Source organism: Helicobacter mehlei, from assembly GCF_003660265.1.
Classification (GTDB): domain Bacteria; phylum Campylobacterota; class Campylobacteria; order Campylobacterales; family Helicobacteraceae; genus Helicobacter; species Helicobacter mehlei.
Genome location: NZ_QXQP01000029.1, coordinates 1 through 12,754, shown reverse-complemented (window position 1 = coordinate 12,754; position 12,754 = coordinate 1). Strand labels below are relative to the sequence as shown.

The window sequence follows — 12,754 nt, the reverse complement described above, 5'->3', positions numbered from 1 at the left end:
CCCCAAAGAGCCCCAAGAGGAGCCCCCCAGTCCCCCCTAAAAATCAAGGTGAGCTATTACAGCCAAGAAAACCAAGACCTTTGCACCCAACAAGTCCAATTAGTCAGCCCTTCTAAATCTACTTCTGACCCGGCTAAACCCACCCCCCCCAACTCAGCTTATATGGATTTGGTGCAACAAAGACGCGCCCTAGAAGATCCAATAGAAACAACCCCGATCACACCCCTTAAGTCCCATAGAATTGAAAATCACACCCTGCCTAGCACGGATTTACTCAACCCCATCCCAGAGATGCCCCTAGCCCTAGATTTGCCTCAAATGGAGCAAAAGAGCCAGCAATTACTAGACAAATTGCGCATGTTTAAAATTGAAGGGGTGTTGGTGAGCACCCATGTAGGACCCGTTGTGAGCACTTTTGAGTTACGCCCCGCCCCGCATATCAAGGTGAGCAAAATCCTAGCTCTAGCTGATGATTTGGCAATGGCACTCTGTGCCCCTTCTATTCGGATTCAAGCCCCGATCAAGGGTAAAGATGTGATGGGCATTGAGATTGCCAACCCCACACCCACGCCTATTTGCTTAAAAGAAATCCTAGAGAGTGAAGCTTTCAGACAAGCCCCACCCTTAGCACTGGCTTTGGGTAAAGATGTGGTGGGTCAGCCCTATGTGAGTGATCTTAAGAGTCTCCCCCATTTGCTTATTGCTGGCACCACCGGCAGTGGCAAGAGTGTTGGCATGCACGCGATGATTTTATCCTTGCTCTTTAAAAACACTCCCGATCAGCTCCAATTAATCATCATTGACCCCAAGCGCGTAGAATTTAGCCTTTATGCGGATATCCCCCATTTGAGAGCCCCGATCATCACCACGCCCCAAGAAGCCATAGAAGCCCTAGAAAATGCCGTGTGTGAAATGGAGTGCCGCTACACCCTGCTAAACCAGCAACGGGTTAAAAATATCGAGAGTTACCACGCCAAAGCGCAGGCAGAGAGCATGCCTTTTTTGGTGATCATGATCGATGAACTAGCCGATTTAATGGTGGTGGGTGGCAAAGATGTAGAAACCCCGATCATGCGGATCGCCCAAATGGGACGTGCCAGCGGGATTCATTTGATCATTGCTACCCAACGCCCCAGCGTGGATGTGCTCACAGGTGTTATCAAAACAAACTTACCTTGCAAGATCAGCTTTAAAGTGGGCTCTAAGGTGGATTCGCGTGTAATCTTAGATACTGAGGGGGCGCAAAGTCTGCTAGGCAAGGGCGATATGCTCTTCACCCCACCGGGAAGTAATGCATTATTAAGACTACACGCCCCTTATGTGACCGAAGAAGAGGTTGAACGGGTGGTGCATTGGATTTGCCACAATAAAGATGTTAGCGGTGTTGAGCCGTCTTAGCTCTGCAAGAAATCTTAGAAAATTTTATAAATCTCTATTATCTTCCAATCCCTCTTAGATGCCTTCCCGCATATTTACCATAGTCTATATACCCCAGATCGCACTTCTTTGCTGGAATGATTTCCGGGACGCGAACATCTGCACATGGCTTTAAAAAAGCTCCGCGGCTGGAGTTAAAACATCCCCCTATGTCCTCTCTTTGGGGAGTTCTTTTAGCCCCCAAGAGAATTTTTCTTTGAGGACCTTAAAATAGTTGCGATTCAAAGGTTGGAGCAAGGTGGCTTGGCGTGTAGATGCCTGCACCTTTAGGACTTGGTGAGCCCTTAGGGTGTGGTGGCTCTGCCCATCGAGCACCACCACACAAGATTTTTGCGCCACAATCTCTAAGCGTGCGTGTGCCCCCAAAATCAAGGGGCGTTCATTTAAAGAGTGGGGGGCAATGGGGGTGATTAAGATATTTTGGCACAAAGGGTGAACTACACTCCCGCCCACGCTGATATTATACGCTGTGGAGCCTAGAGGCGTGGCGATAATCAAACCATCCACTTGATAGACATTGGCTAGAGTCTGATCAATAAATAATTGCAATTCTAAAATGCCATAAAAGTCTTTTTTAGCCACCACAATATCATTAGCACAGAGGAAGGTATGGGGTTGTTTGCCCATGTAAGCCTCTAGCATCAAATGTTGGTGCAAGTTATAACGCCCTTCTTTAAGGGCTTTTAAAAACTCTAAAGTGCCCTCCAAATTGGTCGCGCTCAAAAATCCCAGACGGCCCACATGGATTCCAAAACAAGCCGCTGCACTGCTATGGCGCAAAGCCCCCAAGATTGTGCCATCACCCCCCAAGCACAGCAAAGCTTCATGGGGGCTAGATTTTGGCGGAATCAAAAAGTCATAATCCATCTGTGCCTCTTGCAAGGCAACTTGGAGGACTTCCAAGTGCTTAGGAGCGAGATCGGGTTTGAGGAGGACATGTACACGTTTAATGGGAGGGAGTTTCATGCTGATTAAAAAACCTAATGATTACAAATAAAAAAGCCCCGAGAGGAACCTCTCAGGGCTAAAAAGGAGGGGGACTTGAATAATACCCTATGAATGCTTAATTTTATCTTAAAAGGCATAGCGCATCCCCACGTTCCCGGTAATATTAATATCTTTGTAATCCAACCCAAAACGCGCCCCAATGCCCGCATTGATATAAAAGGATCGCCACAAACGCACCTCTCCCCCAGTTGTCAAGCTCATAAAAGTGTTGTAAAGCCCCCCATTGCGGTAGCTCAAGGTATCATTGCCAATGAAGCGCACTTGCTTATCGCCCATAGAATTGACAAATAAATCCCGCCCAATGCCCGCAATCACATAGTAATAAGAGTTCTTTTTGAAATAATGGCGACTCTCTAGGGCAAGATTGAGGGTGAGTACGGACTTATTGGCCGGATCGGCATTGGCTTTAAACTGGTTATAAAGAGGGTTGTTCATCGAGCCTTGCAAACGGGATAACCCGATGTAGTAGTAAGTGAGTCCGATTTGGGGCTTTAAAATGACTCGTTTTTCTTTGAAAAAGAAGTCATAGCCGTAATTGGCACCGATGTTGGTCGTCCATGTATTGTAATCGTATTTTTGATTCACGACCGATAAAATGGGGTTGATCGCATTGATAGTTGCTTTGTTATAGCCCCAAGTCTCATTGATGCTCCCGGTTAATTCATGTCTGCCCTTTAAAAAAGCACGGCTATAAAACCCAAGATTGACATTATTAGAACTAGCGTTGCTGATATTGCCATAAAAACCGCTGTAGCCATAGGCGGCATACCCGCCCACAATCACACCCTTAATGAAGCGGTCGTAGCCGATATTGATTCCATAGAGCGTGCCCGTGCCCCCAGCCACAAAGCTAGCCCCACCCACGCCAGTAACCCAAAAGTTATTTTTTAAGCGATCTCTTTGGGAGTAGGCGGTGATAATATCCATCGCATTGGGCACGGCACTGGCAAACTTCTTGCCCTTGAGGGATTGTAAAAAGTCATGGAAGGAGACTGCCGGCTCGGCGCTGAAATTAGAGAGTTTGGCTAGACGGCTCATCTGCTTGGTGTGCGAGCTAATTTGCAAGAGATCGGAGGCATTGGCTTTGAGCGTGGGGCTAGCGATCAAATCGATACTATTGGCAATATCTTTAGCCATTTTCACCATGTCTTGCAAAGAGTGTTGCTCGAGGTAGTAGGGCGCAAAGAGGGGGGTATTCTTGGTTTCAATCAAGAGCTTGTTAAACCAGCCCATCACATCAGGCCCCCCGGCTTGCTCAATGGCGCGCACGCTAGCTTCCCCTTGGATTTGGCTGATGTATTGCTTGATCGTGGGCACTTCAATATTGAGGGGCTGATTGACCCCCACTTGGATTTTATTATAAGCAATGGAGGCGCTCACGCTCTGGTTATTGCCATTTTGGTAGGTAACCAACAAACCGCGATCGCTGATATTGACCGCTTGCCCGTTGTAAGTTAAGCCCGTGCCCTGCGTATTGAGCTGGAAATTAGTCCCATTGATTTTTAAGCTGGTATAAAGATTGAGGTAATCTTGCCAGTTATTGGGGTTAAAGGTTGTGGGGTTGTAATGAATCCAGCTATTAGATTGCATGAGGGTATAAGCACCGCTGATGGGGGAGGTGGCACCTTGTGGGGCTTGCACACTGAAACTCAAGGGGGTTTGGGCATTCAAATTAAAATTGATGAGCCCATTAGCTTGGATCAAGGGTTGGCTAGGAGTCAAAGAGGAATCCACGCTCAAGCTGATTGTACCCGCACTATTAAACCCGCCCCCAATTTGCAAGCCATCTGCGCTTGGAGCTTGTGTTGCTTGTGTGTTGGGGGGTAGTTTGGTGATGTTGAGATCAAGGGTCGCCCCGCTTTGCAAATTGAGATCTTGGGCGACATTGAGCACGCTAGTAGAGGTGCTAGTAAGTGCCTTGGTGATGGTTAAGTTATTTGCCTGCAAGGTGGCATTTTGGGTGAGATTGAGCGTGCCTAGGGCGGTTTGGTCGGTTACACTGGAGAGATTGACCGCCCCATCGGCATTAATTGTGCCCAAATAGCTAAAATTTTTCGCGCTCACGCCCAAACTCTCGTATTGGTTGAGCGCGATCGTGCCCTTTTGGACGGCGAGATTATTGAATTGGGCGTTGATAGTGAGTCCATTGGTGGCGTTCAAGGTGGTTAGGTTAATGTTAGATACATCGTTAGAAAAGAGATTGAGCGTGCCTTGATAGTTGGTAAAATCAATGCTATTATCCCCCACAAAATAAAGGGATTTGCCCGCAACAAAGCTCAAATCCCCCCCGCTGGCGTTGCTAAAGGTGCTGTTATTCACAAAGACACTATCATTGGCCAAAAAGCTAAAATAACCCTTCTCCCAAAGCGTGCTAAGACCCTTAGGGGCTAATAAAGACCCCACGCCCGCTTTTTTAAGGGCTTCTTGCAAGTCAGGGGGTAAGATGCTCCCCAAGCCCTTTTGCCAAACACCCCCCAAACCACCATCTTTGATAATGCCATTGATCACATTGCTAACCATGGTGTTATCCTGCAAGGCTTTTAGGGTATCAGGTCCTAAGATGTCGCTTAGAATTTTCATCCCGACATTTTGCGCCATGTTGGTGAGGGCTTTAGGGGGGTTGATCGCATCTTGGATCGCCATGTTAAGAATGGTGCCCAAGAGTTGGGGACCTAGCCATGCCACACCCTGATTAACTAAGTTTGTATTCTCAAAGACTATCTTAAAGATTTGCCCAAAAGTGGTGGTGTCTAAGAACTTTTGCAAACTAGTAACACCTTGGGGCGTGTCTCCCATTGCCAAAGCTTGGTTTAAAGTCATGCCCGTTGCCGGAGAGAGTTGCTCCATCAAGGTCCAAAGGGTGTCTTTGGCATAAAATTTGTCAATAAGAGATTGAGCCCCTTTGGTCCCACCTATAATACCAAGCCCGGCTTGTGCCGCAATTTTTGCAGCTGTAGGAAGACTATTCAAACCTTTTTGAATCTCATCATTAAGCATGGTGTAGATTTTTGTTTGTTGTGCGCTATCCAAATGGCTAATGAGTCCATTAGAGCCTAATAAAGAACCCACCGTTTTAGAGGTCATGATGTCTTTAATGGCAGTGGCAAAACCGGGTAATTGCAAAATGGGGCCTAAATCACTGGCATTAAAAATCGATCCTAGTGTTTTGTTGCTTAAGGATTTGGGCAGTAAATCTTGCAAGCCTTGGGGGATCAGACCATTATTAGAGGCTGTTTGGTAGATGATATTCCCCAATGCCTGCCCTAGTCCGGGTTGCCCCAAGATTTTATCAATGCCCCCTGTGCCCAAGAGGTTAAAGACTTGATCGGTTTGCTCGGCGCTTACGGTGGCTTGGTTTAACACTAAGTTAGTGGAGCTGTTGAAACTCACCGAAGCACTCCCGCCCGTCTGGGTCGCATTCCCGCTACCAAGGGTCCCGGTGATGTAAATATCTTTGGCATTAAAATTGGCATCAATATAGCCTAGAGCCCCTGCTGTGGAAGTTAGGAGCTGTCCTAAGTAGGTGTTTCTGAAGGTTTTACAAGCGGAGTTTTGGGCACACATGCCCGCATATCCATTCCCCCCAAACCAAACTTGGCTTGTGTTATTAACCTGCCCGACCTGTGGAGCCCCCACGACCAAAGTCCCATTTTTAAAGGTTTGGTTGATATTACTAGAGAGCGAGTCGATAAAGCCCAAAAGCTGTTGTTTTTGCTGGTCTGTCAAGCTGATATTAGAACTTGAGAGGGCTTGTAATAGCTTATTAGGATCGCTTAAATCATTGATATTGAAAGATTTTAAGAGTTGCTCTAGGGCGGGGAACAAGCTAGAAGCAATATCAAAGAGATTAGATAAAACTTGCTTATTGATCGGGCTATTGTAGATATAGAGCGGGTCTAAGGGGTGGCCGCTGGTGTTGTAGGTGGTGGGCACTTGGGGGGTAGGGTTAGGATTTTGGGCAGTAACAGGGGCTGTGAAAGTCCCTTTGATATTACTATCTAGGAAAAATGTCCCCACCCGATCATCGCTATAATCATAGCTGGTTCCCGTGGTGTTTTGCTTGGATTGTTTGTAATAAAAAAGCTCAGGGGCGATGTTGTAGAGATTGGCTAGAGTGGGGCTAGGATTAGGGTTAGCCGAGATGGTGATCTTGAGGTTATTATTTTGCACACTCTCAGTGATGATCTGGTTGCCATTGAGGGGATTAACAAAACTCCAGCTATCATTGGCTTGGTTATATGAAGCATCTTGAATAGGCAAACCATAGAGTCCAATGTTTTGATAACCATCTGCCCCCCCAAGCCCCACAATGCTACCCGCTTTTAAAATATCAAAGGTCTTTGATTTTTTATTTTCAAGATTAGTGAAGATATCAATGTTAGAGAGATTAAGTTTCCCTTTTTGGGCTAAGGTGAAATTATTGGTAACTTTGATCAAGGGAGCCGTGTCAGGGCTCATCGCACCATTGAGGTTTAAAAGCCCATTGAGGGTAAAACTGCCCATGCTCAAGCTATTATTGCCATATAAATTCATATTGGTTGTGCCATCACTGCTCACAGCCCCGCTGGCATCAAAGGTGCTATTTTCCACCACCAAGTTACCCGCATTAAAAGTAACATCTTGCAAGCTCAAAGAGCTATTGGAAAGATTGGTGGTGTTCCCCTCAAAGTTGCTCTGCCCTTGTATGCTAGCACTGGCACCATCACTCAGATTCAAGCTAGACTGCGCACCAAAAGTAACCCCGCCCTGAAAAGTGGCTGTTGTCTGTGGTTGCCCATTTTGGGTATTCTGCCCCGTCCCAACCATGTTTAGGCTAGACTGCCCCCCAAAAGTCGCCAAACCCTTAAAGGTCGCTACGCTCCCTTGAGATAAGCCAATGTTTGCATTGCCACTCAGCGTAGTTGTGCCATTAAAAGCCGCCTTGCTTTGGTTGGTTTTTTGCCCACCCGTGTTCATCAAGCTTAAAAGCGCATTGCCACTTAGGGTTGTGTTGCCATTAAAAGTGATGCTACTAGCATTATCCAAATTCAACGCACTATCGCCCGCAAAATCTGCTTGTTGGTTAAAAGTCGCGGTGCTGGAGTTATTTAAGAAAAGCGCGCTATCGCCCTCTAAATTAACAGCAGTATTAAAGGTCGCATGGCTTTGTTGGTTGAGATTAAAGGTCGCATCAGTGCCCTCAAGGCTAGCACCCCCACCATTATTCCCAATGCTTAGCGTGCTCCCAAGCCCCAAGAAGAAACCCCCACCATTTAAGCTGATGCTAGGGGAATTGAGCGTAACTTGGGTATTACTCCCTTGCACGGCACTTTGATTAAAAGTGATCTGCTTAGAGCCGGTAAAACTAAAACTCCCCCAAGTCGCATCAAAGAAATGCGAATTGGTGATCTCCATTGTCTGTGCGCTAAAAAAAGCACGGGAGTGTTGGCTAATTCCTGTTTGTATTCCGGGAAAGGCGGTAGCCACATTGCTATAGGTCAAGCCATCAGCGGTAAGGTCATTTGTGGCATTAAAAGTAACCCCAGCACCCTGTCCGTAGGCGAAATTACCCGTTTTAAAAGTGTTGGTGAGATAAATATTAGGGGCATTAAAGGTGCCGGTGACGTAGCAGGTCGGGCACAACCAAGCAGCTGATCCTTGTCCGGATCCGGTCCCCAAAGAAATAGTCCCCCCATTTGCAACTTGTTGGCGGTTATTCCCAATGACTAAAGTCCCCGTTCCATTAACATTAATTGTAAATGAGGTGTGGTAGGGAATCCCCACAATGGAGGTTCCCCAAGTTTGGAGCAAATTACCATTAGGGTTAAAATAGGGAGAGGCTGCATTTTTTTGATTGGGATCAATGTAGGCAATCCCATCACCAATACTAACGCTATGCGCTCCATCTAAGGGCTGCACATATTGCCAAACATCTTTCACAGCCGTTAAAAGTTGCAATGTAAAAGAATTATTGTTTAAAGTCTCTTGCATTTTAAGAGTCAAGCCACCCACATCAAACCCGACGGTATAAACATCGCCATTTTGGCTTAAAAGTTGCCCTTGCATGCCTTGGTAATTGATGAGTTGCCATAGAGATTGGGCATACTGGCTGTCGTTATAATTGATCTTGCCCTTTAAGAGTGTGTAAGAAGCCCCCGCCTGCAAGGCGTTTTTAATGTTGAACAAGGCATTTTGGCTTAAAATGATGTTCCCGCCTAAAGTTGCAAGGGGCGAGGCAGGCACGCCATTATTAGTCGTGCCAATGGTGGTGGTGCCTTGAAAAGTCGCCGTGCCATTGGGGTTAAAACTATATTGCGAATACCCCCCAAAGGTGGTGTTATTAAAGGTGGCTTTTTGGATATTAAAGTTATTGGTGGGGTTGCCATAGCCGGTGGTGTCAAAGGTGGTGTTGGTGAAAGTGGCTTGGTTGGCATCAATGTTGATCTGCTTGCTGCTCTCAAATTGGGTGTTGCTGATGGTGAGATTTTGAGCCGATCCATTCCCACCAGCCCCCACAATCTTGACCGCATTGTTGGTCCCCTTGAAAGTGTCATTATTCAAACTAACCGAGCTACCCCCTAGAGCAATAGTCGCCCCACTCCCACTAGTATCCCATGGATCATTAAAAATCGTGTCGCTCACGCTCAAGGCTTGGCTAGCACTCAAGCTAATATTAGTGGCATTACCACTAACAAAATTACTCCCACCAATCGTGATATTGCCACTTTGGAGATTAATGCTCCCCCGCTTTTTCTCTGTAAAAGTGGAATTGATTACTTGGATACTTTTGGGTGTCCAACCCTTTGCAGTGTTATTGTTATTAAAGACATTAAAGTCCATGGTGGTGCCATCACCGCTAAAGATAGAGTTGGTGATTGTCATCTCAGGGGCATTAAAATACCATGCGCCACCCGTGTTATCCACAAAACTGGACTGGCTAATTTCCATGGTTTTATTAGCAGTGAACCAATCTTGAGCACTATAAGCAGTGCCCGCATACACATTAGTGAAATTCAAGCCCTTCATGGTGAAATCATTGTCGGCAGCAAAACCCAAATACCCAGTCCCCCCGCTAAAGTCATTGCCCGTTTTGAAATTATTGGTCATATAGATGTTATAGGATGCAAACTTCCCGTTGATGGCATAAATGACCGCTTGACTTTGACCCAACCAAATTGTCCCCCCGCTGGCAACAGCCTTTTTATCGTTCCCTAAGATCAAAGTCCCATTGCCTTTAATTTGAACATTAAAGCTACCATTAGCAAAGTTATACCATGGAACCGATGCGCTTAGGGTGTTTCCATTGGGATTGATATAGGCGATCCCCCCATCGCCCACATTATAAGTCCCCGTGGTCAAGCCAGATACGGTGCTCCACACATTTTGGGGTGGGGGGACATAGGAGATCATTTTTAAAGAGATGGCATTATTGCTAAAAGTCTCTTGCACGACATATTGCGCCCCATTTTGGTTAAAGACCACTTGGTAGGTGCCAACCCCCGAGCTAGGGTTGCTAACCCCATTGCCCGTGTATAGACTCCCGGTAGCCCCTTGGTAGTGGATGAGTTGCCAAAGATTATTGGCGTAATTTTTGTAATCTATGGCGCTACTCCCGGTCGTGCCCAAAATATTAAAAGTTTGGCCCTTAGTCAAATTGGTATTAATATCAAATACTGCACCCGGGCTAAGCGTAATGGGCACGCTCACGTTAGTAAAGGGAGAGGCTTGATCAAGAGTGGTTGTCCCTTGAAAGTCTAGGCTATTAGCCCCTTGAATTTGCACTTGGCTATTATTAAAAGTCGCCCCATTAAAAGTGGCTTGCCCATTGATACCTAAGATAATGGCACTATTGCCCCCAAAGGTTGTCCCATTAAAATTAGCACTCTGATTTGATTGGAGTTTAAGCCCCCCATTGCTTGCAGAGATAGTGGCCCCTTGTGCATTAATATCTTGTGCGTTGATGGTGAGTTGCTGATTCCCTGTGTAGTTGAAAGTGCCCTTGAAAGTCGCATTGTTAAGAGTGCCAAACTGCACATTGCCGGTTTGGAAATTGGTGTTATCAAAGCTAATGTCCTTGACACTGCCAAAGTTTAAGGTGCTATTCCCACTGAAGGTGGTCGAACTAATATCCATCTTGGAGGTATCAAAGCTAATCCCTTGACCATTATTAGCACTGATCTGGGCGTTTGAAGTGGTGATACTACTGGCTTTGAGTTGCAAATTAGTATTCTGTCCCGAGCTAAAAGCATTGTTGATAATGATATTTTGGGCGTTAAATTGGTCAGTTTGGCGGCCTGCCCAGTTATTATTAAAATGGACATTGCCTAATTGCAAGTTGGCATTAGGGGTGTTGATATTAAGCGGACCACTATAGGTGTAGCCATTGAAAGTATAAGTGCCCCCCCCATTGCCATTTAAGGTTATAGGGTTATTACAATTAAAATTGGCACAATAATAACCCCCATTGGAGTAAGAGCGGTAAAACTTATTACTTCCACCCCACCAAGTATTGTTAGTGGAGTTGTCATAGATGTATTGCCCAATATTTTGCATGTTGAGAGTCTGATTTCCCGACCTCCAAGATGTTGCGCCAACCTCCCCAACAAGCAACATCCCCAAGATCAAAGCCCCCCCAAAAACACGCCTTTTAAGCGTGGGGCTTGGTGTAGGCGGGCTTAATTTGCTACGCAAAGTCCTAGCCTTAAAGCCCGCGCGCCGTGCAAGTACACGCCTACATCTAAGGATTAAGCCACCTTGTCTTTTCATGCCTTTCATAATCGTCTATTCTATCATAAAATTTACCCCCCAATCTGTTAGCCACCACTAGAAAAAGACCTTCACCAAGTGGGTTAAGATCAGCGCGCAAAGCCCGCCTAAAATTCCGGCTAGTGCATCATCGCCCACGACTCCTAAGCCCCCCTCGACATCGCGATCGATCTTGCCAATGATAGAGGGCTTGAGAATATCAAAGAGTCTGAAGAAAATAAAGCTAGCAATGATGCCGACCCAACTCCAACCCGCAATCGCCATCGCCATCCACATGCCCACCAATTCATCAATCACAATCTCTTTGTCATCGTGGGTGTTGGTCTGTGCCTCGTAGATGTCAATTTGCTTGATGGCAATCAAGCCGATTAAAATCGCACATAAAAAAAGCGTGTTAGCCGAAACATACAAGATGGGCAAGCCCAGCACAAGAGCGACTGCACTGCCTGCCGTGCCCGGTCCCTTAGATACTTTGCCCGAGAAAAACAGGGTTAAAAAACACTCTCTGCTAAAAAAGCGCAAGAAAATCCTAGCGTTTCAAACTATTGACCGTCTGTAGCATGTTATCTGCCGTTTGGATCGTCTTGGAATTGGCTTCATAGGCGCGCTGGGCGGTGATTAAGTCGGTCATCTCTTCGACTAAACGCACATTGCTAAGCTCTAAAAAGCCTTGGCGTAATTGCCCATAGCCATCGCCATTAGGATTGCCCACAATGGCCGGACCACTAGCGGAGGTTACAGCGAGCAAATTATCCCCCAAAGCGTGCAACCCGGCGGGGTTAATGAAGTTAGCCAAAGTGATTTGGCCTATCACATTCGAGGTGCTGGCATTGCCCTGTGTAACGCTCACCGTGCCATCTACCCCGATGCTAATTTGGGTGGTGTCTTGAGGGAAGGTGATTTGGGGGATGAGCAAATACCCCTCAGTAGTAACTATATTGCCCTGATCGTCGATCTTAAAATTGCCCGCGCGGGTGTAGGCGGTCGAGCCATCGGGCATTTGGATTTGGAAAAAGCCCTTACCGGTAATGGCGATGTCTAGGTTATTTTCGGTCTCTTTGGGGCTACCTTGAGAAAACATCTTGGTAACGCTAGAAGTGCGCACGCCCAAGCCCACTTCGATCCCATTGGGCGATTTGGTGGTGTCTGATGTAGAAGTGCCGGCATATTGGAGGGCTTGGTAAAAGAGGTCGTTAAAATCCGCGCGCTGTTTTTTAAAACCCACGGTATTGACATTGGCAATGTTGTTAGAAGTGGTGTCGATATGGGTTTGTTGCCCTAACATCCCGGTGGTGGCACTATAAAGAGATCGCAACATGGCTAGCCTTTCAGAGAGAGAATAAAAGGACATTATAGCCAAAATTCTTTAACGCCCATCAAAATATAGGATTTTTGAGACAAATCCGTTGAAAATTTTAACATTAACTTAACTCTGTGATGCTTAAAACCCTACCATCTGCGCGCTAAAGCCCACAAGCTTAAAGCTAAGCGGAGAGTTGCCGCACACTCTTAAATATCACTGGGGTTGTGTATAATACCCCAATGTTAATCGCCTACAAACAGA

At 46.3% G+C, this 12,754-nt stretch carries 5 protein-coding genes; 1 reads left to right on the top strand and 4 read right to left on the bottom strand.

Going from position 1 to position 12,754, the window contains the following annotated elements:
• On the top strand, window positions 1-1,398 hold a 1,398-nt coding region (locus tag EAO36_RS07555; protein WP_235852415.1), incomplete at its 5' end, for a DNA translocase FtsK.
• Window positions 1,399-1,584: 186 nt separating this feature from the next.
• Here EAO36_RS07555 and EAO36_RS07550 read toward each other — a convergent pair.
• The 4 genes from EAO36_RS07550 to flgG form a co-directional block, all read right to left on the bottom strand.
• Complete coding sequence (locus EAO36_RS07550) at window positions 1,585-2,403, bottom strand: NAD(+)/NADH kinase (protein WP_120955944.1); 819 nt, start codon at window positions 2,401-2,403, stop codon at window positions 1,585-1,587.
• Between the two features lie 108 nt (window positions 2,404-2,511).
• Window positions 2,512-11,190, bottom strand: a complete 8,679-nt coding sequence (locus tag EAO36_RS07545; RefSeq protein WP_162983282.1) for a vacuolating cytotoxin domain-containing protein — start codon at window positions 11,188-11,190, stop codon at window positions 2,512-2,514.
• A 57-nt stretch (window positions 11,191-11,247) separates the two neighbouring features.
• A complete protein-coding gene (locus EAO36_RS07540; protein WP_120955942.1) occupies window positions 11,248-11,712 on the bottom strand; it encodes a phosphatidylglycerophosphatase A family protein in 465 nt (154 codons plus the stop codon).
• A gap of 7 nt (window positions 11,713-11,719) precedes the next feature.
• Window positions 11,720-12,508, bottom strand: coding sequence for a flagellar basal-body rod protein FlgG (gene flgG / locus EAO36_RS07535; RefSeq protein WP_120955941.1), 789 nt, complete (start codon window positions 12,506-12,508; stop codon window positions 11,720-11,722).
• Between the last annotated feature and the right edge of the window lie 246 nt (window positions 12,509-12,754).

What these genes read in the sequence shown, in the direction of transcription:
- EAO36_RS07550 (WP_120955944.1), bottom strand. Translation starts at nt 2,403, where the DNA reads ATGAAACTCCCTCCCATTAAACGTGTACATGTCCTCCTCAAACCCGAT.
- EAO36_RS07545 (WP_162983282.1), bottom strand. Translation starts at nt 11,190, where the DNA reads ATGAAAAGACAAGGTGGCTTAATCCTTAGATGTAGGCGTGTACTTGCA.
- flgG (WP_120955941.1), bottom strand. Translation starts at nt 12,508, where the DNA reads ATGTTGCGATCTCTTTATAGTGCCACCACCGGGATGTTAGGGCAACAA.